This is a genomic window from Tistrella bauzanensis (assembly GCF_014636235.1).
Lineage (GTDB): Bacteria > Pseudomonadota > Alphaproteobacteria > Tistrellales > Tistrellaceae > Tistrella > Tistrella bauzanensis.
Map to the genome: position 1 here is coordinate 26951 of NZ_BMDZ01000006.1, position 23767 is coordinate 50717.

22 protein-coding genes are annotated in these 23767 nt (G+C 66.8%); 15 read left to right on the forward strand and 7 right to left on the reverse strand.

The features are described 5' to 3' along the window. Positions 1 to 235 precede the first annotated feature (235 nt). From galU to pgmG, 3 genes are all read left to right on the forward strand, one after another. Complete coding sequence (gene galU, locus IEW15_RS04280) at positions 236 to 1129, forward strand: UTP--glucose-1-phosphate uridylyltransferase GalU (RefSeq protein WP_188575424.1); 894 nt, start codon at positions 236 to 238, stop codon at positions 1127 to 1129. Between the two features lie 161 nt (positions 1130 to 1290). Then, positions 1291 to 2610: a UDP-glucose dehydrogenase family protein gene (locus IEW15_RS04285; protein ID WP_188575270.1), complete on the forward strand. Its 1320-nt coding sequence runs from the start codon at positions 1291 to 1293 to the stop codon at positions 2608 to 2610. Between the two features lie 90 nt (positions 2611 to 2700). Further along, positions 2701 to 4110 carry a phosphoglucomutase/phosphomannomutase PgmG gene (pgmG, locus tag IEW15_RS04290; RefSeq protein WP_188575272.1) on the forward strand — a complete coding sequence of 470 codons (1410 nt, stop codon included), beginning with the start codon at positions 2701 to 2703 and terminating at the stop codon, positions 4108 to 4110. A gap of 144 nt (positions 4111 to 4254) precedes the next feature. On the opposite strand, the gene IEW15_RS04295 is transcribed toward pgmG, so the two are convergent. Then, positions 4255 to 4872 (reverse strand): CGNR zinc finger domain-containing protein, encoded by a 618-nt coding sequence (locus tag IEW15_RS04295; RefSeq protein ID WP_188575274.1) that lies wholly within the window; start codon positions 4870 to 4872, stop codon positions 4255 to 4257. Between the two features lie 294 nt (positions 4873 to 5166). On the opposite strand from IEW15_RS04295, the gene IEW15_RS04300 reads away from it, so the two are divergent. Next, positions 5167 to 6006 carry an alpha/beta fold hydrolase gene (locus IEW15_RS04300; protein WP_188575276.1) on the forward strand — a complete coding sequence of 280 codons (840 nt, stop codon included), beginning with the start codon at positions 5167 to 5169 and terminating at the stop codon, positions 6004 to 6006. A gap of 197 nt (positions 6007 to 6203) precedes the next feature. On the opposite strand, the gene IEW15_RS04305 is transcribed toward IEW15_RS04300, so the two are convergent. After that, a complete protein-coding gene (locus IEW15_RS04305) occupies positions 6204 to 6863 on the reverse strand; it encodes a YjbE family putative metal transport protein (protein ID WP_188575278.1) in 660 nt (219 codons plus the stop codon). Positions 6864 to 7215: 352 nt separating this feature from the next. Between IEW15_RS04305 and IEW15_RS04310 the strand changes: the two genes are divergently transcribed. Next, positions 7216 to 8634, forward strand: coding sequence for a methyl-accepting chemotaxis protein (locus IEW15_RS04310; RefSeq protein WP_229707812.1), 1419 nt, complete (start codon positions 7216 to 7218; stop codon positions 8632 to 8634). Here the strand turns inward: IEW15_RS04310 and IEW15_RS04315 are convergent. Together IEW15_RS04315 and IEW15_RS04320 are read right to left on the reverse strand one after the other, a co-directional pair. Further along, a complete protein-coding gene (locus IEW15_RS04315) occupies positions 8616 to 9656 on the reverse strand; it encodes a PfkB family carbohydrate kinase (RefSeq protein WP_188575280.1) in 1041 nt (346 codons plus the stop codon). The genes IEW15_RS04310 and IEW15_RS04315 overlap by 19 nt on opposite strands. A gap of 32 nt (positions 9657 to 9688) precedes the next feature. Next, positions 9689 to 9844 (reverse strand): hypothetical protein, encoded by a 156-nt coding sequence (locus IEW15_RS04320; protein ID WP_188575282.1) that lies wholly within the window; start codon positions 9842 to 9844, stop codon positions 9689 to 9691. Positions 9845 to 9942: 98 nt separating this feature from the next. Here IEW15_RS04320 and IEW15_RS04325 point away from each other — a divergent pair, with 98 nt between their 5' ends. Further along, the gene (locus IEW15_RS04325; RefSeq protein ID WP_188575283.1) at positions 9943 to 10104 is read left to right on the forward strand and encodes a hypothetical protein; all 162 of its coding nucleotides are present in this window, start codon (positions 9943 to 9945) and stop codon (positions 10102 to 10104) included. Positions 10105 to 10120: 16 nt separating this feature from the next. Here the strand turns inward: IEW15_RS04325 and IEW15_RS04330 are convergent, their stop codons facing one another. After that, positions 10121 to 11761, reverse strand: coding sequence for a D-alanyl-D-alanine carboxypeptidase (locus IEW15_RS04330; protein WP_188575285.1), 1641 nt, complete (start codon positions 11759 to 11761; stop codon positions 10121 to 10123). A gap of 382 nt (positions 11762 to 12143) precedes the next feature. Between IEW15_RS04330 and IEW15_RS04335 the strand changes: the two genes are divergently transcribed. From IEW15_RS04335 to IEW15_RS04355, 5 genes are all read left to right on the forward strand, one after another. Further along, on the forward strand, positions 12144 to 12905 hold the full coding sequence (locus IEW15_RS04335; protein ID WP_188575287.1) for a hypothetical protein: 762 nt from the start codon (positions 12144 to 12146) through the stop codon (positions 12903 to 12905). A gap of 373 nt (positions 12906 to 13278) precedes the next feature. Beyond that, positions 13279 to 14241 carry a phasin family protein gene (locus IEW15_RS04340; protein ID WP_188575289.1) on the forward strand — a complete coding sequence of 321 codons (963 nt, stop codon included), beginning with the start codon at positions 13279 to 13281 and terminating at the stop codon, positions 14239 to 14241. Between the two features lie 316 nt (positions 14242 to 14557). Next, on the forward strand, positions 14558 to 14902 hold the full coding sequence (gene clpS, locus IEW15_RS04345) for an ATP-dependent Clp protease adapter ClpS (RefSeq protein WP_188575291.1): 345 nt from the start codon (positions 14558 to 14560) through the stop codon (positions 14900 to 14902). Continuing rightward, positions 14902 to 17337 carry an ATP-dependent Clp protease ATP-binding subunit ClpA gene (gene clpA, locus IEW15_RS04350; RefSeq protein ID WP_188575294.1) on the forward strand — a complete coding sequence of 812 codons (2436 nt, stop codon included), beginning with the start codon at positions 14902 to 14904 and terminating at the stop codon, positions 17335 to 17337. Before clpS ends, clpA begins: the two co-directional genes overlap by 1 nt. A 479-nt stretch (positions 17338 to 17816) precedes the next feature. Next, entirely contained in the window at positions 17817 to 18566 is a 750-nt protein-coding gene (locus tag IEW15_RS04355) for a hypothetical protein (RefSeq protein ID WP_188575295.1), read from the forward strand. Here the strand turns inward: IEW15_RS04355 and IEW15_RS04360 are convergent. Together IEW15_RS04360 and IEW15_RS04365 are read right to left on the reverse strand one after the other, a co-directional pair. Continuing rightward, positions 18523 to 19167 carry a DUF6445 family protein gene (locus IEW15_RS04360; protein WP_188575297.1) on the reverse strand — a complete coding sequence of 215 codons (645 nt, stop codon included), beginning with the start codon at positions 19165 to 19167 and terminating at the stop codon, positions 18523 to 18525. The two genes, IEW15_RS04355 and IEW15_RS04360, sit on opposite strands and share 44 nt — an antisense overlap. Positions 19168 to 19254: 87 nt before the next feature. Beyond that, positions 19255 to 20091, reverse strand: coding sequence for a division plane positioning ATPase MipZ (locus IEW15_RS04365; RefSeq protein WP_188575299.1), 837 nt, complete (start codon positions 20089 to 20091; stop codon positions 19255 to 19257). A 221-nt stretch (positions 20092 to 20312) separates the two neighbouring features. On the opposite strand from IEW15_RS04365, the gene IEW15_RS04370 reads away from it, so the two are divergent. The 4 genes from IEW15_RS04370 to IEW15_RS04385 all read left to right on the forward strand — a co-directional run bounded on the left by IEW15_RS04370 (position 20313) and on the right by IEW15_RS04385 (position 23633). Next, positions 20313 to 21962 (forward strand): acyl-CoA synthetase, encoded by a 1650-nt coding sequence (locus tag IEW15_RS04370; RefSeq protein WP_188575301.1) that lies wholly within the window; start codon positions 20313 to 20315, stop codon positions 21960 to 21962. A 115-nt stretch (positions 21963 to 22077) separates the two neighbouring features. Continuing rightward, complete coding sequence (locus IEW15_RS04375) at positions 22078 to 22284, forward strand: (2Fe-2S)-binding protein (protein ID WP_188575303.1); 207 nt, start codon at positions 22078 to 22080, stop codon at positions 22282 to 22284. 244 nt (positions 22285 to 22528) lie between these two features. Further along, the gene (gene bfr, locus IEW15_RS04380; protein WP_188575306.1) at positions 22529 to 23014 is read left to right on the forward strand and encodes a bacterioferritin; all 486 of its coding nucleotides are present in this window, start codon (positions 22529 to 22531) and stop codon (positions 23012 to 23014) included. Positions 23015 to 23189: 175 nt separating this feature from the next. Next, the gene (locus IEW15_RS04385; RefSeq protein ID WP_188575307.1) at positions 23190 to 23633 is read left to right on the forward strand and encodes a hypothetical protein; all 444 of its coding nucleotides are present in this window, start codon (positions 23190 to 23192) and stop codon (positions 23631 to 23633) included. Positions 23634 to 23767 lie beyond the last annotated feature (134 nt).

Consider the following 23767-nt stretch of genomic DNA (forward strand, 5'->3'; position numbering starts at 1 on the left):
ACAAAAACGGGGCAGGTGAAATTAGGCGTCGCATCGCCCTCTGTTGCGATGCAATATACATACAGTCGATCGGCGGATCGACGTTGCTCCTGCCCGAGGCGAGGAGGCAACCGGCATCCGCTGCGGAGCGTGTGGGCAGCACGTGGTCTCCGCGATATCGGCAGTGACGTGACCGGTCGGACGATCGTTCCGAAGAACGCCTCAAGAATTCGATCCAGCGATTAGGTCCATGAGCATCACCAAGCCCGTTCGTAAAGCCGTCTTCCCCGTGGGTGGCCTGGGCACGCGCTTCCTGCCGGCCACCAAAGCCATGCCGAAGGAAATGCTGCCTGTCGTCGACAAGCCGCTGATCCAGTATGCGGTGGAAGAGGCCCGTGCCGCCGGCATCGAAGAGCTGATCTTCGTCACCGGCCGCAACAAGACCGCCATTGAAGACCATTTCGACCAGTCGTTCGAGCTGGAATGGACGCTGCAGGAGCGCGGAAAGCGCGAGGAACTGGCGCAGCTGCGCCGCTGGCTGCCGAAGGCCGGCAATGTGTCCTATACCCGCCAGCAGGAGCCGATGGGCCTGGGCCATGCCGTGTGGTGCGCCCGCCATCTGGTTGGCAACGAGCCCTTCGCGGTGCTGCTTGCCGACGATCTGGTGCTTGCCGACCGCCCGTGCCTCAGCCAGATGGTCGAGGTCTACGAGCAGAAGGGTGGCAATGTCGTGGCGGCGATGGACGTGCCGGCCGAGAATACCGCGCGCTATGGCATTATCGACATCGCCGATGACGACGGCCGTCTGGTCACCGCCCGCGGCATGGTCGAGAAGCCCAAATCCGGCGATGCGCCGTCGCGCACCGCCGTGATCGGCCGCTACATCCTGCAGCCCGAGATCTTCGAGCATCTGGGCCGGCATGAACGCGGCTCGGGCGGCGAGATCCAGCTGACCGACGCCATCCGCGCCATGGTGGGCAACACGCCTTTCCACGCTCTGCGCTTCGAGGGCGAGCGCTTCGACTGCGGCGACAAGGCCGGCTTCATCCATGCCAATATCGCCTTTTCGCTGGCCCGGGTGGACCTGCGCGATCAGGTGAAGGACTTCCTGGCCGAGCGGCTTTCGGCCTACCGCGACGCCGCCCAGTAAGGCTATAGTTCGGCGCACGGAGCCTGATGACCGACCGCGATCGCGGCGCGTCGCAGGCTTCGTGCGCCGTTTGCGCGTTCCGGCCAGGCCGGGATGCGCGGTCGGGGTAGACGCCAGGGCGGATACCGGCGGCCAGCCAGCTTGAGAAGGACCAGGGCTTCATGCGCGTCGCGATGATCGGCACGGGCTATGTCGGGCTTGTGTCGGGCACCTGTTTTTCCGAATTCGGCCATTCGGTCGTGTGCGTCGACAACGACCAGTCGAAGATCGAGCGGTTGTTGCGCGGCGAGATCCCGATCTACGAGCCGGGGCTGGAGGATCTGGTGGCGCGCAATGTCCGCGCCGGCCGGCTGGGCTTCACCAGCGATCTGGCCGAGGCGGTGCGCGGCGCCGAGGTGGTGTTCATCGCCGTCGGCACCCCCAGCCGTCGTGGCGACGGCCATGCCGATCTGAGTTATGTGTTCGAGGCGGTGCGTCAGGTGGCGCTGGCCGCCGACGGCTATCGCCTGGTCGTGACCAAGTCGACCGTGCCGGTGGGCACCGGTGGCCGGGTCAGGGCGCTGCTGGCCGAAACCCGGCCTGAGATCGAGTTCGACGTTGCCTCGAACCCCGAATTCCTGCGCGAAGGCTCGGCGATCGAAGACTTCATGCGCCCGGATCGGGTGGTTGCCGGCACCGACAGCGACCGTGCGCGCGACCTGATGACCGAGCTGTACCGGCCGCTGTTCCTGATGGAAACCCCGATCGTGCACACGACGATCGAAAGCGCCGAGTTGATCAAATACGCCGCCAACGCCTTTCTCGCGACCAAGATCACCTTCATCAACGAAATGGCGGATCTGTGCGAGAAGGTCGGCGCCAATGTTCACGACATCGCGCGCGGCATCGGGCTCGACGGCCGCATCGGCCGCAAGTTCCTGCATGCCGGGCCCGGCTTCGGCGGATCGTGCTTTCCGAAAGACACCCGCGCCCTGGTGTCCAGCGCCCAGCAATATGGCGCGCCGTTGACTCTGGTGGAGCAGGTCGTGTCGTCGAACGAGGCCCGCAAACGCCGGATGGCCGAGCGTGTGGTCGCTGCAGCCGGCGGCAGCCTGCGCGACAAGACCGTGGGCGTGCTGGGCCTGACCTTCAAGCCCAACACCGACGACATGCGCGAGGCGCCGAGCCTGGACATCATTCCGGCGCTGCTGCGGGCCGGCGCGCGCGTGCGGGCCTATGATCCCGAAGGCATGACCGAGGCACGACGCCTGCTGACCGGGGTGACCTGGGCCGCGGATGCCTATGATGCCCTGGAAGGTGCCGATGTCGCGGTGCTGATCACCGAATGGAACCAGTTCCGCGCGCTCGACCTCGACCGGGTCAAGGCGGTGATGAAGACGCCGGTGATGGTCGACCTTCGCAACGTCTATGCCCCGTCCGAAATGGTCGGTCGCGGCTTCACCTATACCTCGATCGGCCGGCCGACACCCGGCGCCGCCTGATCGCGCCACCACAGCCGGTACCGCGGCACATTCCGTTCGCACCGTTTCGTTCTATCGCCCCTGCGTGCAACCGACCCCGAGAGGCCATCCGTGACCAAGCTCGTCCACCGCTTTCATCCGAGCGTGCTGCGTGAATATGACATCCGCGGCATCATCGGCGAGACCCTGGGGACCGAGGATGCCTATGCCATCGGCCGGGTCTTCGCCCATATGCTGAAGTCCCGCGGCGGCAATTCGGCCGCCGTCGGCCGCGATGGGCGGATCAGTTCGCCCGAACTGGAAGGCGCCCTGGTCCGTGGCCTGACCGAAGGCGGCGTCGATGTGCTGCGGGTCGGCCTTGGCCCCACGCCGATGCTGTATTACGCGGCCCAGACCCGGGGCGTCGACGGCGGCATCATGGTCACCGGGTCGCACAACCCGCCCGACCAGAACGGCTTCAAGATGGTCATGCTGGGCAAGCCGTTCTTCGGCGAGGACATCCGCGAGATGGGCCGGCTGGCGGCCGGAGGCGAGCTGCTGGCAGCCCCCTCGCTCGGTGCCGACAACGATGCCCCCGACGTGCTCTCGGCCTATGTCGCCCGCCTGACCGAGGGCCTGTTCCAGGCCGTGACCCGCGAACCGGTGGTGGTGTGGGATGCGGGCAACGGTGCCGCCGGCGAGGCGCTGACCATGGTGGCGCGCAACCTGCCCGGCCGTCATGTTCTGCTCTATGCCGATATCGACGGCACCTTCCCCAATCATCACCCCGATCCGACCGAGCCGCACACCCTGGTCGACCTGATCGCGCGGGTCGCCGAGGAAGGCGCCGATTTCGGCGTCGCCTTCGACGGTGACGGCGACCGCATCGGCGTGGTCGACGGCAAGGGCCGGATCCTGTGGGGCGATCAGCTGCTGATGATCCTGGCGCGCCCGATCATCGCCCGCATCCCCAATGCCACGATCATTGCCGACGTGAAGGCCAGCCAGGCCCTGTTCGACGAGATCGCACGCCTGGGCGGCACGCCGCTGATGTGGAAGACCGGCCATTCGCTGATCAAGACCAAGATGAAGGAAACATCGAGCCCGCTGGCCGGCGAGATGAGCGGCCATGTGTTCTTCGCCGACGGCTATTACGGCTATGACGACGCGCTCTATGCGGCCATGCGGTTGCTCGACCAGTTGGTGGCCAGCGGCGAGAGCATCACCGACATCCGCGACAGCCTGCCCGACATGGTCAACACCCCCGAAATCCGGGTGCCCTGTGCCGACGACCGCAAGTTCGACGTGGTTGCGGACATCGCCGATCTGCTGGCGGCCGAGGGTGCCGAGGTCGACCGGACCGATGGCGTTCGGGTGAAGGTCGATGGCGGCTGGTGGCTGCTGCGCGCCTCCAACACTCAGGCGGTGCTGGTCGCGCGCGCCGAGGCGGCCGATACCGACCGCCTGGCGGTGCTGAAGGGTGAGCTTGCCCGGGTGCTGACCAGGGCCGGCGTCGCGGTTCCGGCCGCGATCGCCGACTGATCCGCGCGCCCGGTACGATCCGGTCCCGTCCACATGCAAAGGGCCGCATCTGGCAAGGATGCGGCCCTTTGCATGTCCGATCGCAGCTCGCCCATCCCGAATGCCGTGCCGGGATTGCCGCCGACCCCGGCCAACCCCCCGGCCTTACACCTCTGCCGCCTTCCGGCGGCTGCGATGCGACGATACCTTGGACCGGTTGCCGCAAACACTCATGCTGCACCAGCGGCGCGACCGGCTGCGGGTGTGGTCGGCAAAGAGAAGCGTGCAGCCCGATCCCTGGCAGGCTTTCACCTGTGTGAAATCTTCCTCCACGACCACGCGTGCCATCGCCTCACCGATCGGGAGCAGGAGCCCCTCCGGCGAGCGCCAGCGCCGCGCCGTCTCCAGGGCCAGATGGTTCCCGTCATGAAGGGTGATCCGGCTGAAGGCCTCGTCACGCTCCAGCAGGCGATTGAGCGGGGCCAGATCCTGCAGCATCCCGGCCGTGAGCGGCTTACCCATATGGCTGGTCACGAAGCCCCGGAACCATTCGCGAAGATCGCGGGCCTGATCGGCGACGCGATCGAGTTCTCCCGGCATGGCACGCCCGGCAATCGCGTCAAGCTCCGGCTCTGGCACCAGTGCCGCCTGCCGCAGCCAGTCGACCAGCCCCTTGCCATCACCGATCCAGTCGACCGGCCCATCGGTCGTGGTGGCGATCGCATTGAGAAAATCGAGCCCCAAGGCATCGGCAATGAAATAGGCCGGCATGTTCACAGGCATGGCGGTGCTGTCCATCCATCAATCCGTGACTGTCCATATCATCATCAAGATAGCCATGATGAGAGCGGATCGTAACCCTCTTTCTGGCAATGGTCAGGTTTCATATCCAATATCGGATGGGGCTACCACCGCCATAGCGTGCTGCGATCCGACGCCGGCTGTTCCCACATGGAAAGAGAGGTAACCGTCAAAAATCTACTTGAGAGGTTACGATGCCGGTTGACATCGGACACTGGTCGATGGATAACCGGTTTGTGAGATATTAGACGGTTACACGTGATCAGGAGAACCGCCATGACCGCGATTGCCTATCGGACCATCGATGTCGACGGCATCAGCACCCATTACCGCGAGGCGGGGACGGCTGGCGCGCCCAAGCTGCTGCTGCTGCACGGCTTCCCCAGTTCCAGCCATATGTTCCGCGATCTCGTGCCCCGTCTGGCCGACCGCTTCCACATCATCGCGCCGGATCTGCCGGGCTTTGGCCGGTCGGCCGATCCTGAAGCCAACACCTTCGAGTCGATCGCCGGCACGATCGAGCGCTTCACCGAAATCGTGGGCTTCGACCGGTTCATCATCTATGTCTTCGATTATGGCGCGCCCACCGGCTTCCGCCTCGCGATCCGCCATCCGGAGCGGATCACCGGGATCATCTCTCAGAACGGCAACGCCTATGTCGACGGGTTGAGCGAGGGCTGGAACCCCGCCCGTGCCTATTGGGCCGATGCATCCATCGCCAATCGTCAGGCACTGCGCGCGATGCTGACGCCGGAGACGACCTATTGGCAGTACACGCACGGGGTGGCGGACCCGTCGGCCGTTTCACCCGATGGCTACACCCTGGATGTCCATTATCTTGGCCGTCCGGGTGCCGAGGATGTGCAACTGGACCTGATCGGCGACTACAAGACCAATATCGCGCTCTATCCGGCATTCCAGGCGTATTTCCGCACCCACAAGCCGCGCTTCCTGGCGGTGTGGGGCCGCCACGATCCGTTTTTCCTGCCGCAGGGCGCCGAGGCGTTCCAGCGCGACATGCCGGAGGCGCGGGTGACCTTCCTCGACACCGGCCATTTCGCCCTGGAAACCCACGCGGCCGACATCGCAGCCGAAATCCGGACCGTCTTCGCCTGAGACCGTCCGAGCCGATGATGCGCCCGAGCCGATGACGCGCGCGCCCAGCCGCCATTGCGGCGGCGGCCAAGGGCGCGGCAGCGCCCGCCCGGCGAGGGGCAAACAGACTGGGCCTAAACGCGGCGACGGCCCACCCTTTCCCCCAGCCGCCATTGAGGCGGCGGCCAAGGGCGCGGCAGCGCCCGCCCGGCGAGGGCCTAAAAAAACACTCCCGCCTGCATCACCTCGGTGCTGCCGCGCAGGATCATGTCGAGGGCCACATAGGTGATGATCGCCAGACCCAGATAGGCCAACCAGTGCCAGCGCTCCAGCAGGCGGGCGACAAAATTGGCGGCCAGCCCCATCAGGGCGATCGACAGCACCAGACCGATGACCAGCACCTCGACATGCTCGCGCGCAGCACCGGCCACCGCCAGCACGTTGTCGAGCGACATCGACACATCGGCAATGATGATCGAGGTCAGCGCCTGGCGCATGGTCTTGGGCGCGGCAGCGGCCGCACCGGGCAGGTCCACCCCGTCGCCGGCCGATGCGCCGGGGGGGCTGGCGGCAGCGGCGGCTTCGGCGGCGGCGGCCCGGCGGCTGGCGCGGAGTTCCTGCCACATCCGCCACGCCACCCACAGCAGCAGAATGCCGCCGGCGAGCGTCAGGCCGATGATTGCCAGCAGTTGCACGGTCACCGCCGCAAAGGCGATCCGCAGCACCGTGGCCGCCAGAATGCCATAGATGATGGCCTTGCGCCGCAGCGTGGCCGGCAGACCGGCTGCGGCCATGCCGATGATCACGGCGTTGTCGCCCGACATCACGATGTCGATCATGATCACGGTGGCGAGCGCGCCCAGCCCGTCGGCGGACATGAGAAATTCTGGCACGGTGATAACCAACCTTCGAATGCCGGGATCTGTGCCGATGCCGGCGGTCTGCCGTCCGGACCACAGCCAGATCCGGTTTTAGGCTCCTGATACCACCGCCGCAAGTATGCTTCCCTGCACCCGCCACACTTCCCCCAGATCGATCACGGGTCGCACATCCCCGACCTTGGTCCTGTTCGCGATACGATCGGCGTCCGGCGCTGGCATGTGGCGAAGGCTTGCGACATGATGGTCAACCAGACCGCGCATCAAAAAGAACGCGGCAAGCCGAGGGATGGCCATCGCCGGTGTGCAATCCGCACCCGGTATAACGTCCTGGGGAGGAAAGATGACAGCGATGGGAGTTCCCGAAAGATCCACCACGGGCGACGGCATGTCGATGAGCGAGACGATCGCCCGCCTTGCCGACCGCGCGGGCGGATTGGGGGTGCGGGTCGCCGACATCGTCGGCAAGGTGGATGATGTCGCGCGCGCCCTGCGTGGACAATCGGAACGGTTCGGCACCCTGTCGGCCCGGGTCGACCGGATGGCCGAGGACAATCGCGCGATCGACACCGCCGCGCGCGCCGCCAATGAACGCGCGGCCGAGGCGGCACGTCAGGCCGCCTCGTCGCGTGCCGAGGCCGCCCAGACGCTGGACGAGATCCGCGATCTGGCTGGCGGGGTCGCGGATATCGCCCGGCGCCTGGATGCCCTGGCCGCGGCACTTGACCGGGTGGGCAAGGTGTCCGGCCAGATCGACGGGATTGCCAAGCAGACCAATCTGCTGGCCTTGAACGCCACGATCGAGGCGGCGCGTGCCGGCGATGCCGGCCGTGGCTTTGCCGTGGTCGCGGGCGAAGTGAAAAGTCTTGCCCGCTCCACTCAGGAGGCGACCGCGCAGATCGCCCGCACGCTGGGCGAGCTTGGCACAGAGGTACGCGCCCTGGTCGAGGTCAGCAGCAACACGCTGGGTCGGGCCGAACATGTCCGTGACGGCACCGGCCGGATCGGCGGGGTCATCGACGGACTGGCCGATGCGGTGGGCATGATCGGCGGCGAGGTCGGCCGGATCGCCGCCGGCGCCGGTGAAAACACCCGGGTGTGCACCGAGATCAGCGCCGAGGTCGGCGCCCTGAACGGCGAAGTGGCGCAGTCGCGCGCCCGACTGGACGAAGCCGACACCCAACTGGTGCAATTGCTCGACGTGTCTGAAAGCCTGATCGAGCTGACGGCCGGCGCCGGCGCCGAGACCGTCGACACCCCGTTCATCGCCGCGGCGACGCGGGCCGCGACCCTGGCCGGCGAGGCTTTCGAAACGGCGCTCAAGGCCGGCCGCATCGATCTTCGCGGCCTGTTCGACGAACAGTATCGCCCGGTGGCCGGATCGAACCCCATACAGTTCACCACCGCCTTCACCGATCTGTGCGATCAGCTTCTGCCCCGGATCCAGGAACCGGTGCTGAGCCTGGACCCGAAAGTGGTGTTCTGCGCGGCGGTCGACCGCAACGGTTATCTGCCGACCCACAATGCCAAATTCTCGAAGCCCCAGGGCCGGGATGCGGTGTGGAATGCGGCCAATGCCCGCAACCGGCGCAAATTCGACGACCGTACCGGGCTTCGGGCCGCGCGCAGCACCAAGCGCTTCCTGTTACAGACCTATCGCCGCGACATGGGCGGCGGACAATTCGCCCTGATGAAGGATCTGGCGGTGCCGATCGCCGTGCAGGGCCGGCATTGGGGGGTGATCCGTCTGGCCTATCGCGCCGACGGCTGACCCTGCACCAGCCGCTGCGGCGGCAGGCCGGCCCGCATCACCGCGATCGCCGCCGCATCGGGTGTGGCGCTGCGGGCACCCACAGCGCCACAGGCCAGCGCGCCGGCCGCGACGCCGGCCGCCAGCGCCGATCCCGTCGCCGCAGCATCCTGCACCAGGCCAGCCGCGAAGGCGCCAACGAAGGCGTCACCGGCACCGGTGCTGTCGACCACGGCCACCGCCGGGGCAGGCTGAATCAGAACGTCGCAGCCATCCAGAACCGCGGCGCCGCGCGGCCCCAAGGTCAGCACCACCCGCTGATCGGCCCGCAGGCCCAGCGCATCGCGGCCGGCCAGCAGGACCGCCGCAAGCGCGCCGTCCGCGCTCCGGCCGCCCTGGCCGTCACCGGCGCTGTCATCGTCCATGGCCTGACCCGACAGGTCAGCCCATTCCGTTTCATTCACCACCAGCCAGTCGACCGCGATCAGCGGCGGCGCATCCCGCCCCCGGGCCGGTGCGGCATTGTGGACCACCACGGCATCGGCGGTGCGTGCGCGGCGATGCAGCCGCGCCAGCGCCGGAGCGGGGGTTTCGTTCTGGGTGACCAGCACCATGCCCGCCAGATCGGCATCGGCGACCGCGCGGTCGTCGAGATCGGCATTGGCACCGGCGGCCACGATGATCTGGTTGTCAAATGCCGAGCTGCCGCTGGCCGTATCGACAGCCGCCCGGCGCGGGCCGATGGCCACGACCGCGATGCCGGTGGGCCGGGTGCCGCGCACAGTCAGCGATAGGTCGCAACCCGCCTGGGCCAGCCCGTCCAGCGCCGCATCGGCTGCCGCATCATGTCCAAGGCTGGCGGCAAGCCGGGTCGCAGCCCCGGCGCGGGCGGCGGCGAAGGCCTGATTGCCGCCCTTGCCGCCCGGCAGATGCAGCGGGTCGGCGGCGGCCACCGTCTCGCCCGCCGCCGGTAGATGCACGCAGGGCAGAACCAGATCCAGATTGACCGATCCGAAGACCAGCACCCCGCGCGGCCGGGCCATGGGCGTCGCCCCCTGTTTGTGTAGCGCAGCGGTCAGCCGCGCGGCCGGTACCACATGGTGAAGACGAACAGCAGGGTCATGATCACCGCCACGATGAGCGCAGATACCCAGTCCACCGCACCCATCGACAGCCCCAGCAGCAGAATGCCCAGCAGCACGGGCGCCATGACGATCAGATAGGTTTTCATGCGGAGGCTCCTGCGCCGATAGGATGAACGGCTGCCCAGACGTGGCGCCCTGAACGCGCCGCCCCCTGGCCCGCGCGACGTTTGGCAGGGTGGCGGCTGTGGCGGCGCGGGTCAAGCCCGGCGCCGCCAGCGCGATGAACACCCGCGCCGCCAGCGCGATGAACACCGGCGCCGCCAGCACGATGAACACCCGCGCCGCCAGCAAACAAACCTGCCCCGATCGATCGACCGGGGCAGGTTTGACGGGAACGTGGTTTTGAGGTCGCGGCCGGCTGATCAGCCGGCGGCCGACAGCGCGCTGATCGGCGGCACCAGGATGCAGGCGATGCCGCGCTTGTCCAGCAGCGCGCAAGCCTGACGGGCCGGCCGCTCGCCTTCGAAGCCCATCATCCGCGCCCGATAGATATAGCGACCGCCGATGCTGTGCGGTTCCACCGCGGTTTCGGCCCCGCCGCGCAGCTCTGCCGGCAGCAGATCCTGCGCCCGGCCGACCAGGCCCTGGGCAGCATCGACCCGGCCGAAGGCACCGAACTGAATGCCCCAGCGGCCCTGCGCGTCGAACACCCGCGGCTTGGGCGCAACCGCCGCATACTGCGTGTCACCCTGGGCAACCGGCTGCGGCACCGGACCGGTGCGGACATCTGCGGCGCGGGCATTGGTCGTGTCGGCGGCAACCGGCGCGACGACCGCGAGTTGGGTTGCCGGGGCCTGTGCGGGGGTGGGGGCGGCGGCGGCAGCCACCTGTGTTGCCTCGGCAAATTCGGCATCATCCTCGTCGACCGCGGCGATGGCGGCCGCACCGGTCATGTCACGCTCGGCGGCCGCGACCTGTGCGTCGGTGATCGAGGCCACCTGAATGCCGCTGCCGCCGATATCGTCCAGATCACGCTCCAGCCGGGCGATCTGCAATTCACCGCGGGCCCGGGCCGAGGCGATCGCGCGCTGGCGCTCGGCCGGGGTTTCCGAGGCCAGCCGGGTGAAGCTCTTGTCCAGCAGCGCCGCCACCGCCTTGTCGCGTTCCCGCGAGGTGGAGCCGCCGAAGATCACCCCGATCAGCCGGCGATCGCCCCGCACCGCCGAGACCACGATGTTGAAGCCCGAAGCGCGCGTATAGCCGGTCTTGATCCCGTCCGTGCCGGTATAGGAGCTGAGCAGCCGGTTGTGATTGCGCAGTTCCTGGCCCTTGTAGTTATAGGACTTGGTCGAGAACAGCGCGTATTCGCGGGGAAAATCGTTCATCAGGCGCACGGCCAGCGTCGCCATGTCGCGGGCGGTGGACAACTGATGGCGGTTCGGCAGCCCGTTGGCATTCTGGAAAGTGGTCTTCTCCATGCCAAGCTTGCGCGCCCGGGCCGTCATCGCGCGGGCGAAGGCGATCTCGCTGCCGCTGATCGCCTCGGCCAGCACCACGGCGGCGTCATTGGCCGATTTGGTGATCAGGCCGTAGATGGCATCCTTGACCTTGATGGTCTGGCCGGCGCGCAGACCCAGCTTGGTCGGCGCCATGCCCGCCGCACGCGCCGACACCGGCAGGGCCGTGTCCATCGAAAACTTGCGGGCCTTGATCGCCTCGAAGGTCATATACAGCGTCATCATCTTGGTCAGAGACGCCGGGTAATTGCGCACATCGCCGTTCTTGGAATACAGCACCCGGCCGGTATCGGCCTCGACCACCAGCGCCGCATAGCCGGCGGCGGCATCGCGGGCGAAGCCGGTGGCGGCCATCACGGCCACCAGAAGAACCAGCGCCAGCCTGATCAGCGGCAGCCGTGCCAGCGACACCTGAGCCAACGATGACCGGGCCGGGCGCCCGGCGCTTGCCGTCACTCCGACCGCCGCCGTCGCACGCGTCGATATCGACCGCGTGCATCCGTCGGGCCTTGCGATCCGCATCCGGCTGTAGCGACCGATATCCATGGTGTCCGTCCCTGTCGTTTGCCGGATGCGCCAGAAGCATCCGGGCTGCATTGACCTTGCGGTGCCGGATCACGACCTGTCTTCCAGCCACTATTGCCTGTGCCGTCCGTCCCGAGGGCGGCCTGAGGGCGGAGCGCAGCGTTCCACGACCCAGGGTTTCACGCCCAGCCAAAAAGGGCGGGGCCGTGTATCCCGGACCTCGGGACGATCTGCCATTGCGCGGCCGGCAAGCGACACGCGCTCTGTGCAATGGTGGCTGAAGTGTTGTGATCCGTGGAATTGCATCCTAGACATGGGAGGGCAGTTGCGGCAACCCAAAAATTCTTGTTGTGTATGGGCTTAATTCCATTTCCTCAGCCATGGTGTGACCAAAGGAGCGCGCATGCCCGAAATGATGCCGGCACCCTCGACCATCGGACGCAGCCGCGGCCGGAGGCGTGCTGCCGTGATCGTGGCAGCGGTTGCCGCCGCCATCACCGCCGGTTGCACCGCAAGCGGCCCGGCGGGCGACCCGATCACCCGCAGCTTCACCTGGTTCGATTATGTCGGCGGCGGCAACCTGGCCCGATCCTGCGCGCCGGGTATCCCGGACCGATACCGGCTGGTCTATAATGCGGTGTTTCCCGAACAGGTCCGCACCTATGATCTGGTCACCCGCGAAGACAACCGTGGCCGGTTGAGCGGGTCGACGCTGGTCACCACGGTCTGGGAACGCGCTAACCTCGCCAAGATCACCGCGAGCCGGCCGGGCGCGCCCTGGGGGCCGACCGAAAGCCGCACCGAACTTGGCGCGGCCCAGACCGCAGCCCTGATCGACCGGCTGGCTGCCGGGGGCGGCTTCAGGCCGGCGCCGGCGGGTGAGCGCCTGCACTCACTGGGCTTTTATTGGACGGTGGCCCGCTGCCAGGATGGCCGGTTCGGTTTCTGGGCCGCCGAGGCGCCCGATCCGGCCTTCACCGCGTTCCATCCCCAGATGCTGTTCTCGATCGACGGCAACCCCGTGCCGCCGCGCGAGCCCCGCCCGGTGGTCACCAACCCGCCGATCCGCTCGCAGGATGGCGGGCTGGTCGACGGCCATCAGCCCTTCGAGCTGACCGTGTCGAAGAACGGTCTGGTCGGCGTCGATTACGATGGCCGCAACTGAACGGGCGCGCCCCGTCGGTCACGAAGGGAACCGGTGTCACGAAGGGAACCGGGCGGCCGGCCTGCGTCACCGGATGCAACGTCACCGGATGCAACGTCACCGGATGCAACGCAAGCGCGGGCGGGCTTGACCTCAAGCACGTGAAGGCGTTAAGTTATGTTGCGACGCAACATAACCTTGCAGGCGAACCCGGCAGACGGGGTCGCGGTGCAGGTCGGCATGTCCGGGCCAGACTTTTTTTGAGCCGGACAGATCTTTGAGAGCCAGCCCCGGATTCCGGCATTCGCCGGTCCGGTCCACGGCATTCCGGACCGCCGCAGAGGGTGCCCGCACCCCACGGCCAGACGGTGCGGAACCGAACGGAGAGAGACGCATGACCACCCGCAAGCCCGCCGGCCCCGCCACGCGCGGCCGGACCACCCGCGGCACCGCGTCCGACGCGAACGGTGCCACGCCCCGGACCACCGCCACGAAGGCGGCGTCGCCCGCGAAAGCCCCGGCCAAAGCGGCCGCCGCGACACCTGTCGAGGCGCCCGTGACCGCCGAGACCTCGCCCCTTCAGAGCACGACCTCGGAGAGCACGGGCGCAGCCGACACCGCCGCGACCGAAGCCGCGGCCGCCACCAAGGCCGCCACCGATACCGCTGTGGCGCAGACCGCCGAGGTTACCGAGGCCATGACCGAGACCGCCGCCGATATCGTCGACGCCACCACCGACGCGACCGAGACCGCCGCGTCGACCGCGACCGAGATGGCGAAGACCACGACCGAGATTGCCAGGACCGCGACCCACACCACCGGCAAGACCCAGGCCGAGCTGATGGAAGAGGTGGCCGCCAGCGCCGCCGCGACCACCGCGGCCGATGTTGCGGCCGAGGCCCTGCGCACCGCCACCAGCATCGCCGAGCGCTCCGCCGCCGCGGCGATGGAGGTGTTCGACGGCATGCAGAAGAGCATGTCGGCTGAGATGATCACCGACCCTGCCGCCGCCTTCGCCGAGGCACAGCGCATGCGTGACGAGGCGATGAGCGGTCTGGTCGATGCATCGAACGAAGCCGCCAAGGCGTTCGGCGATGCCACCGATGGTCTGGTGTCGTTCACTCAGGCCCGGATCGACTTCGGCATCAACACCGCCCGCGAAGCCATGTCGGCCCAGTCGTTCGAAGAGATGGCGGCGGTGCAGGAGCGTTATACCCGCGGGCTGGTCGACCTTTACGTCGAACATGCGGCGAAGCTGTCGGAAGTGGGCCTCAGACTGGCCGGCGCGGCGCTGTCGCCGATGAACCGCCACTGGCAGAAGACCTTCGTGCTGCCGGGCAGCCGTCCGCGGGCCTGACCCACTCGACGACGCCCGGCCCCGTCTACAGCGTTCAGCCCCGCCTAGAGTATCCAGATGTTGCACCACGGACACAATCCGGGGCGCGGACATCCGAACAGCCCGCAGCCGCATCACCGGCTGCGGGTTTTTTTCGGCCGTGGAGGACGGTTCACAATCGGCCGTGAGGCGCCGATTTCGGCGCGGTGCGAAAATTTATCGCGCCGCAGGGGTTTCAATAGGTCGACGCGTCACCGTTTCAAGGCCTTTTCCTGTCCGGGCCAAATCCAATATCCTCAGACGGTAGGGCATAGGGATCCTGATCGAACACGACGGAATGGGAATGAGCGGCGAACGCAGGCCCGATGAAGACCGTCCCGGTTACGGTACAGTCACTGAGGTCGATACCCGACCGAAGACGGCGACCCGCAAACCGTCGATGTACAAGGTTTTGCTGCTGAACGACGATTACACTCCGATGGAGTTCGTGATCGACGTGCTGCAGCGATTTTTCGGCAAGGGTGCGGAGGAAGCTACCCGCATCATGCTCCACGTTCACAATCACGGCGTCGGTGTCTGCGGCGTGTTTCCGTTCGAGGTTGCCGAAACCAAGGTCAACCAGGTTATGGATTACGCCCGCCGCAACCAGCATCCGCTCCAGTGCACGATGGAAAAGGACTGATGTCGATTCTTTCCAAGAACCTCGAGCAGAGCCTGCACCGCGCCTTCGCCATCGCGAACGCCCGGCGGCACGAATACGCGACGCTCGAACATCTGCTGCTCGCGATGCTGGATGATCAGGATGCGGTTGCTGTCCTGAAGGCATGCGACGTGGATGTCGATCGACTGCGCGTCGACCTCAACGACTTCCTCGACAACGAACTCGCCAGTCTGGTGACAGACAGCGGGGTCGAGGCCAAACCGACCATCAGCTTCCAGCGCGTGATCCAGCGGGCGGCGATCCATGTCCAAAGCTCGGGCCGGGCCGAGGTTACCGGGGCCAATGTCCTGGTCGCCCTGTTCTCGGAACGGGAAAGCCATGCGGTCTATTTCCTGCAGACCCAGGACATGTCGCGTCTGGACGCGGTCAACTATATCAGCCATGGCATCGCCAAGGCGTCGGGCATGACCGAGAACCGCACCGTGCGCGGCGCCCCGGTCACCGGCCAGGCGCCCGAGGACGAGGCCCAGCGCGAGGGCACCAAGACCGGCCAGAAGGGCAGCGCCAAAGCCCTGGCCAGTTATTGCGTGAACCTGAACGACAAGGCCCGCGCCGGCAAGATCGACGTCCTGGTCGGTCGTGACGGCGAGGTCGAACGCGCGATCCAGGTTCTGTGCCGGCGCACCAAGAACAACCCGCTGCTGGTGGGCGACCCCGGTGTCGGCAAGACCGCGATCGCCGAGGGCCTGGCGCGCCGGATCGTGACCGGCGACGTGCCCGAAGTGCTGAAGGACGCCACCATCTATGCGCTCGACATGGGCGCGTTGCTGGCCGGCACCCGCTATCGCGGCGATTTCGAGGAACGGCTGAAGGCGGTTGTGACCGAGCTTGAGGCGCAGGACCATGCGGTTCTGTTCATCGACGAGATCCACACCGTCATCGGCGCCGGCGCCACCTCGGGCGGAGCGATGGATGCGTCGAACCTGCTGAAGCCGGCGCTTCAGGCCGGCACCATCCGCTGCATGGGCTCCACCACCTACAAGGAGTTCCGCAACTACATCGAAAAGGATCGCGCGCTGCTGCGCCGGTTCCAGAAGATCGATGTGTCGGAGCCGACCCCTGAGGATGCGGTGAAGATCCTGAAGGGTCTGAAGCCATATTACGAGAAGTTCCACGACGTCCAGTATACCGAGGCCGCGCTGAAGGCCGCGGTCGACCTGTCGGTGCGCTATATCCATGAACGCAAACTGCCCGACAAGGCGATCGATCTGATCGACGAGGTCGGCGCCGCCCAGCGGCTGCTGCCGCCATCGCGCCGCCGCAAGCAGATCAGCGTCAAGGAGATCGAGGGCATCGTTGCCCGCATCGCCCGCATCCCTGAAAAGAGCGTGTCGGCGCGCGACAAGAACAGCCTGCGCAATCTGGGCGACAACCTGAAGACCGTGGTCTATGGCCAGAATCGGGCGATCGACGCCCTGTCCAACGCCATCAAGCTGGCCCGTGCCGGCCTGCGCGACCCCGAAAAGCCGATCGGATCCTATCTGTTCACCGGCCCGACCGGCGTGGGCAAGACCGAGGTGGCCAAGCGTCTGGCCGAAGTGCTGGGCATCAAGCTGATCCGCTTCGACATGTCGGAGTATATGGAGCGCCATTCCGTGTCGCGGCTGATCGGCGCACCGCCGGGCTATGTCGGCTTCGACCAGGGCGGCATGCTGACCGACGCGATCGATCAGAACCCGCATGCGGTGCTGCTGCTGGACGAGATCGAAAAGGCCCATCCCGACCTGTTCAACGTGCTGCTGCAGGTCATGGACTATGGCAAGCTGACCGACCATAACGGCAAGACGGTCGACTTCCGCAACATCGTGCTGATCATGACCTCGAATGCCGGTGCGGCCGAGATCGCCAAGGCGCCGATCGGCTTCGGCCGCGTCGACCGTGAGGGCGAGGATCAGGACGTCGTGAAGCGGATGTTCACGCCAGAGTTCCGCAACCGCCTGGATGCCGTCATTCCCTTCGGCCGGCTGCCGATCGACGTGGTGGAACTGGTGGTCGACAAGTTCATCAACCAGTTGGAAGCCCAGCTTGCCGACCGCAAGGTCACCATCTCGCTGACCGAGGAGGCTCGCCGCTGGCTGGCCAATGCCGGTTATGACGAGGCGATGGGCGCCCGGCCACTGGCCCGGGTGATCCAGGAGAAGATCAAGCAGCCGCTGGCCGAAGAGGTGCTGTTCGGGCATCTGGTCGATGGCGGCCATGTCGTGATCGATGTCGACGAGGGCAAGCCGGTGTTCCGCTTCGACAGCGGCGTCGACAAGCCGAAGCGCCCCGACCGGCCGCGTGGCGGCCGTCGCGGTGGCGGCTCGGTGCCCGATACCGGCCCGACCGGCCCCGAAGGCGATGGTGGCGAGGCGACGAGCCCCAACCACGATCAGATGCCGGAACCGGTGGTGTAACACCGACACCAGCCACGGTCGCCGGCCAATCAAGCCGGCCACAGCCCCCGCCAGGGGTTTGTGGCCGGCTTTTTCGTGCGCGCTGCCGGCTTTCGTCAGGACGCACACAGTCAAAATTGTTTCACGATGCGGACTGTCGCGGCCTCTGCCCGGCAGTTTCCGCCCAAGGCACTTGACGGACAGGCGATTTTGCCAATAACCTCAAGTAGAAATCTGATGCACGGATGAACGTGCACACCGCGGTGCCGGCCTTGAAGCCGGCCTGCAGAAGCGCTATCGGTTCCCCACAGACCAATCGGTTGCCCCGCCCAGACGGGCGTCCCGACCATATTCCGCACATAATGTCGCGCGCCTGCGCTGGTGTCGTGTGCCATGGCAGGGCTGTTACGCCTGTTCGCCGGAGCCCGCGCCAAGAAGCCCCACCGCCGGGCCATATCGCGGACCCGATGGGTTGTTGTTGTCAGATCGGTCCGTCACCCATGATCCCTGCGATCGACCTTGCCGACCCGCGCCTTGCAGACGCGCTGCCACCGGGGTTGTACCGGCGGGCCGTGCTGCGGATGATGCTGGCGGCTGCCGCCCCCAAAGCGATGCCGGCGCCGTCGATAGCAATGGGCATGCCGGCCCAGCCATCCCATCATGCGGCCAGTTGCTGGGCTGCGGCCGGCATCGGCTTGGCAGCCGGCTGTCTGCGGACCACCGGCGCGCCCTGTTCCACCCCCGATCTGGCATCGCGCATGCTGCTGATTGCGGGCGCGCTGGAGCAGGCCGCGGCTCAACTGGACCCGTTGGCCCTGTCGGACGGCGTTCTGCCACCGCCCCCTGGCGATCCGGCCGATTTCTGCAGCGAAGGCGGTCTGGTCGCCGATATGGTCCGCCTCAATCTGCGGTTTCTGGTGATCCATGCCTGCCTGCACACGCTGCCCGCAACACAGGCGCCGCTTGCCCTTGAAGCGGTACGGGCAGCACTGGCACTGACATTGTCGGTCATCGAGCCGGCAATGACCGGAGGACTCGCAGCCTTCGTCGAAAACGTCATCCGCACGCAGATCCTGCCGCCTGAACCGCAGGGCACACCGCGCCGGATGCAGCCGACGGTCCCCGCGGCACCGCCATCATCCGGCGATGGCACGGCCGCCGCGACCGGCGGCGATCCCGCCAGCGACAGTTGGGCCGCGCCACGGCCTATCGTTGCGGCCGTGCCGCCGCCGACGCTGCGCCGGGCTTGAAGAACAGGATCTGGACCAGGCGGCCGTTCTCGGGTCTATCGCCGAAATCCTCGCCGCTGGTGTGCCACAGCCAGGGCCGGAACAGGATCAGCCGGTTGAACTTCATCGGCAGAACCATCTGCAGATCCCATTTCGACCGGTCGCCGCCATCGCGCTTCAGCACCGTGTCCAAGACCTCGTCGGGCGTGGCACAGCCGAATTTCGCCTGGGCTTCCTCGTTGCTCAGCGGCGCACGGTCGGTGCCGGTTTCCTTGTGCCGGAAAAATTCGGTGCCGCCGCGGGCATGTTCGTCCAGCGACAGGAACACGATGCCGGCCCAGGCGCAGCCCGGGTCGATATGCACCACGCCGGCCCGGGTGTCGGCGGCATAGGACAGCCGGCATTTGCCATGGGCCATGCCGCGATTGCCCGCCACCGGTTCGCGCACCAGATAGCTGAACATGCGGTCGCTGTCGGGCGGCAGCATGAATTGTCTGGAATTGCGGCCGGGAAAATAGATCCCCGGCCCTTCCACCATCGGGTAATCCAGCGCCAGCGCCTGAGCGCGCACCTCAAGCGGGTTTTCGTAGAAGTCGTCGACGACGATCATCGACTGATGCATGACGGGGCACTCCGGCGGGATCTGGACCGGGTGCATTCCATCATGCCGCCCGCGGCATCGCAACCCGCGGCCGTGGCGGTCATGGTATCACAGGATCAGGTCGCGGCCGTCCAGCATCGGCAGGCGCAAGGCCTCGATCAGGCCGCGCACCTCGTGGCGGGCGGCGATATGCGACATCGACAGCGAGATATTGGCGTCGACGTCGCGCAGATCCAGCATGGTCAGCCCACGCAGGAACAACTCACGATAAATCACCCGGTCGCCGAAGCCGGGCGCCACACGAAAGCCCACCCGCCGCGACAACTGTTCCACCACCCGGCTCATATCGCGCTTGTTGCGGCTTTCGGTCGATGACAGGCGGTTGCGCATCACCACCCAGTCGATGGTGCCGCGATCGCGGATGGCGCGGTTCTTCTTCTCGTTCCACACCATCTCGGCATAGACGCTGGGCCCCAGCACCTTCAGCGTTTCAGGATCCACCCGCGCCAGCACGTCCAGGTCAATGAAACTGTCATTGATCGGCGTGATCAACGTGTCGGCAAAGGAATGAGCCAGTCGCGCCAGGAAATGATCGCTGCCTGGGCTGTCGATGATCACCACGTCATTGTCACGGGCCAGTTTGGCAAGAGCGGTGATGAAGTTTTCACGCTCTTCCGCCTCGACATCCGTGCGGTTCTGTTTGTCTGATCGCGCGATGACCGCGTTTTCCGGCACAGGCATCCAGTTCGGCTGGTCGCGTGCGAAAATGGTCCGGTTTTCGATATACCGGCTGATGGTCCGCTGGCGGCCATCGATATCGATCACGCCCACCTTCTGCCCCAGCTTCATCAGCCCGACCGCCAGATGCATGGCGGTGGTCGACTTGCCGGAGCCGCCCTTTTCGTTGCCCAGCACGATGATATGCGCAGGGATCTGACCGCCCATGCCCGTTATATCCCTTTGAATCCCGCCCGAAAGCCCCTGGCCGCACGGATCCGTGCCGCTGCCGCACGATAGCGGGGTGTACGGGCGGGTCAAGCGGCTGTTGGACCGCCAGCCCCGACAGTGCCAACTTATTGGGCAAGGTCGTGGCGGGACTTGTACGATGCACCGCCGCCGGGGCAGGATCGGCAGATGCCGTACCGCCATCCGAAGGATCATACCCAATGCTGCAAGCCCCCCGCCCCGAGGAAACCACGGCCGCGTGGCGCGCCCGCTTCCGCTGGTCAGTGCCGCCGCGGATCAACATCGCCCACCAGACCGTGGGCCGCTGGGCGGCCGAAACACCTGATCGGACGGCGCTGGTGCATGTCGATGAAAATGGCGGCCGGCAGGTGTTCAGCTTCGCCGATCTGGACCGTCAGGCGGCGCGGCTGGCGGCCGGCCTGCTGCATCTGGGCGTGCAGCCCGGCGACCGGGTCGGCATCTGCCTGAGCCAGAGCCCCGAAGCGGCGCTGGCGCATCTGGCGGTCTATCGGATCGGCGCGATCGCCCTGCCGCTGTTCACGCTGTTCGGGCCGGAAGCGCTGGCCTTCCGGCTGGCCGACAGCGGCGCCCGCGCCGTGGTGGTCGATCCCGGCCGGGTGGAGGCGCTGATGTCGGTCAGGGCCGACTGCCCCGATCTTGCCCATGTGATCGTGACCGGCCCGGAGCCGGTGGCCGCCGGCACCACCGCCTTCGCCCGCCTGCTCCGCGATGCCACCGGCGCCCTGCCCGGCATTCTGGATACCGCCGCCGACGACCCGGCGGTGATCATCTATACTTCGGGCACCACCGGCAATCCCAAGGGGGCGCTGCATGCCCACCGGGTGCTGACCGGCCATCTGCCCGGTGTTCAGATGCCCCATGATTTTCCGCCACAGGCCGGCGATATGTTCTGGACCCCCGCCGACTGGGCCTGGATCGGTGGCCTGCTGGACGTGCTGCTGCCGGCCTGGGCCATGGGCCTGCCGGTGCTGTCGCAGCGGATGCGTAAATTCGACCCTGAGGCCGCCTTCCGGCTGATGGCAGCCGAGCGGGTGCGCAACGTGTTCCTGCCGCCGACGGCGCTGAAGCTGATGCGCGGGGTGAGCCGTGCGGCCATGCCCGCCGATCTGGCCCTGCGCAGTGTCGGCAGCGGTGGCGAGAGCCTGGGATCGGAGCTGCTCGACTGGGGCCGCGACACCTTCGGCGTGCCGATCAACGAGTTCTATGGCCAGACCGAGTGCAATCTGGTGGTGTCGTGCAACCAGCGCATCGAGCCATCGCCGCCCGGCGCCATGGGCCGCGCGGTGCCCGGCCACGACGTCGCCATCGTCGATGAGGACGGCCAGCCGGTGGCCGATGGCATGGCAGGCGAAATCGCCGTGGCCGCCCCAGATCCGGTGATGTTCCTGCGCTATTGGAACAACCCTGCCGCAACCGAGGCCAAGTTCCGCGCCGGCCGGCTGCTGACCGGCGATATGGGCCGTCGCGACGCCCAGGGACTGTTCCATTTCATGGGCCGCGCCGACGATGTCATCACCAGCGGCGGCTATCGCATCGGCCCGGGGGAGATCGAGGATTGCCTGATCCGCCATCCGGCCGTGGCCATGGCGGCGGTGATCGGCAAGCCCGATGCGCTGCGCACCGAAATCGTGAAGGCCTTTGTGGTGCCGGCCGCGGGGGTCGAGCCCTCGGACGATCTGGCGCGCCAGCTGGGGCAGCATGTCCGCGACCGGCTGGCCGCCCATGAATACCCCCGCGAGATCGCCTTCGTTGCCGAGCTGCCGATGACCGCAACGGGTAAGATCATGAGGCGGGTGCTCAAGGATCGCGAGGCACGCAAAGGCGATTGACATTCATTCTCAGAGTCGCCACTCTGATTTTGCGAGCGGTTCGCAACGGTTCCCGGGCCACCTATCCCTCCCCCGGGCCGGGGCGACCGCACCCGATCGGAGGCTGCGGCTCAGAATGTATATCTGCATCTGCAACGGATTGACTGAACGGCGCGTGCGTGAGGCGGCAGCCAGCGCGCGCAGTGTCTCCGGTGTCTATCGCGCCCTGGACAGCCGGCCGCAATGCGGCAAGTGCATCGATTGTGTACGCGGCATGCTGGCCGGTTGCGGCGGCACCGGCGATGCCGCCAACACCACCATTCCGGCTTCGGTTCGCGCCTGATTTTCAGCCGCAGGCAATTCCGGCGCCCTTGCGGCGCAGTCGCTGTAAAGCATACGAAGTTGAGACGCAGCCGCAGTCAAAACACGAAGTTGCGACGCAAACTCAAGTAATCACAGGGGAAATCTGAAAATAATGGCCGTCCCGACTGGCATCGGGGCGGCCCTTCGTCCTATATTCTCTCCAAGACGGCTGTGCCACGCGCCCCGGCCGCGCCACAGGTCACAAGAATGAGGACGAGACGACCATGAAGGGCGATCCGAAGATCATCAAGCACCTCAACATGGTGCTGAAGAATGAGCTGACGGCCATCAACCAGTACTTCCTGCACGCCCGCATGCTGAAGAACTGGGGCTATCGCAAGCTGGCGCATGTCGAGTATCACGAGTCGATCGACGAGATGAAGCACGCCGATCAGGTGATCGAGCGCATCCTGTTCCTGGAAGGCCTGCCGAACCTTCAGGATCTGGGCAAGCTGCATATCGGCGAGACCGTGCCGGAAATGCTCCAGGCCGATCTGGATCTGGAGATGAAGGCGATCCCCGACCTCAAGGCCGCGATCGTCGATTGCGAGACCAAGGCCGACTTCGTCACCCGCGACCTGTTCCGCTCGATCCTGAAGAGCGAGGAAGACCATGTCGACTGGCTGGAAACCCAACTGGGCCTGGTCGACGCGCTGGGCCTTCAGAACTACCTTCAGACCGCCGCCGGCGAGATCGAAGACGGCAGCTGAGCCTGCGCCGCACAGCGGCACCAACCGGACTTCGACACAAGGAAACGGGCCGGCGGATCATCATTCCGCCGGCCCGTTTCCTTGTGGGTGCCGTGCCCGGCTGCGCCCAAGCGCCGCAGGCGGGCCAGCCGCTGCCAGCCCTTGCGGCGGCGCGCTGTCGTGCTAGGGTGTCGCTATGGGGCAGGCATTCCGATATCTGATCACCGCGCGGGGCATCACCGCACAGGCGCTGCGTCGCATCTGGGCGGCGTTGGCCCTGCTTGGCATGTTTGTGGCCATTGCCGGCCAGTCTCCGGCCCAGATGCCGATGCAGCACGAGCACGGCACCATGCCGGCCCTGTCATCCACCGCCGATGACGGGATGATCCTGCACGCCGCAAGCTGCGTGGCACCGGCCGACGAGGCTGCCGCGACAGCCGGGCAGGCCGATATGCCGGCAGGCCATGGCATGGCCGGCGGTTGCTGCGTCAGTCTGTGTGCCCCGGGGCTCGCCCCCGCCGCCGGCAGCGATGCCGGCATGCCGGCCTTCGTGACGAGCCGGCGCGCGCCACCTGCCGCTCAGGTGCTTGTCGCCACCATCGCCGACGATCTGTTCCGCCCGCCACGCCGTCAGCTATGACCCGCTGACGGCAAGCCGGCCCGCGCAGGACCACATCTGCGCGGACCACCGCTGCTCGCGGTCTTGCCGTCTCCGTTTTCATAAAGAGGGTCGCCCAGTCTCGCCCGACCTGCCGGCCGCGCGATCCTCCGTCT

Coding starts and splice junctions, on each gene's coding strand:
- IEW15_RS04285 (WP_188575270.1), top strand. CDS start 1,291: ATGCGCGTCGCGATGATCGGCACGGGCTATGTCGGGCTTGTGTCGGGC.
- IEW15_RS04295 (WP_188575274.1), bottom strand. CDS start 4,872: ATGCCTGTGAACATGCCGGCCTATTTCATTGCCGATGCCTTGGGGCTC.
- IEW15_RS04300 (WP_188575276.1), top strand. CDS start 5,167: ATGACCGCGATTGCCTATCGGACCATCGATGTCGACGGCATCAGCACC.
- IEW15_RS04305 (WP_188575278.1), bottom strand. CDS start 6,863: ATGTCCGCCGACGGGCTGGGCGCGCTCGCCACCGTGATCATGATCGAC.
- IEW15_RS04310 (WP_229707812.1), top strand. CDS start 7,216: ATGGGAGTTCCCGAAAGATCCACCACGGGCGACGGCATGTCGATGAGC.
- IEW15_RS04315 (WP_188575280.1), bottom strand. CDS start 9,656: ATGGCCCGGCCGCGCGGGGTGCTGGTCTTCGGATCGGTCAATCTGGAT.
- IEW15_RS04320 (WP_188575282.1), bottom strand. CDS start 9,844: ATGAAAACCTATCTGATCGTCATGGCGCCCGTGCTGCTGGGCATTCTG.
- IEW15_RS04330 (WP_188575285.1), bottom strand. CDS start 11,761: ATGGATATCGGTCGCTACAGCCGGATGCGGATCGCAAGGCCCGACGGA.
- IEW15_RS04335 (WP_188575287.1), top strand. CDS start 12,144: ATGCCCGAAATGATGCCGGCACCCTCGACCATCGGACGCAGCCGCGGC.
- IEW15_RS04340 (WP_188575289.1), top strand. CDS start 13,279: ATGACCACCCGCAAGCCCGCCGGCCCCGCCACGCGCGGCCGGACCACC.
- clpS (WP_188575291.1), top strand. CDS start 14,558: ATGGGAATGAGCGGCGAACGCAGGCCCGATGAAGACCGTCCCGGTTAC.
- clpA (WP_188575294.1), top strand. CDS start 14,902: ATGTCGATTCTTTCCAAGAACCTCGAGCAGAGCCTGCACCGCGCCTTC.
- IEW15_RS04355 (WP_188575295.1), top strand. CDS start 17,817: ATGATCCCTGCGATCGACCTTGCCGACCCGCGCCTTGCAGACGCGCTG.
- IEW15_RS04360 (WP_188575297.1), bottom strand. CDS start 19,167: ATGCATCAGTCGATGATCGTCGTCGACGACTTCTACGAAAACCCGCTT.
- IEW15_RS04365 (WP_188575299.1), bottom strand. CDS start 20,091: ATGGGCGGTCAGATCCCTGCGCATATCATCGTGCTGGGCAACGAAAAG.
- IEW15_RS04370 (WP_188575301.1), top strand. CDS start 20,313: ATGCTGCAAGCCCCCCGCCCCGAGGAAACCACGGCCGCGTGGCGCGCC.
- IEW15_RS04375 (WP_188575303.1), top strand. CDS start 22,078: ATGTATATCTGCATCTGCAACGGATTGACTGAACGGCGCGTGCGTGAG.
- bfr (WP_188575306.1), top strand. CDS start 22,529: ATGAAGGGCGATCCGAAGATCATCAAGCACCTCAACATGGTGCTGAAG.
- IEW15_RS04385 (WP_188575307.1), top strand. CDS start 23,190: ATGGGGCAGGCATTCCGATATCTGATCACCGCGCGGGGCATCACCGCA.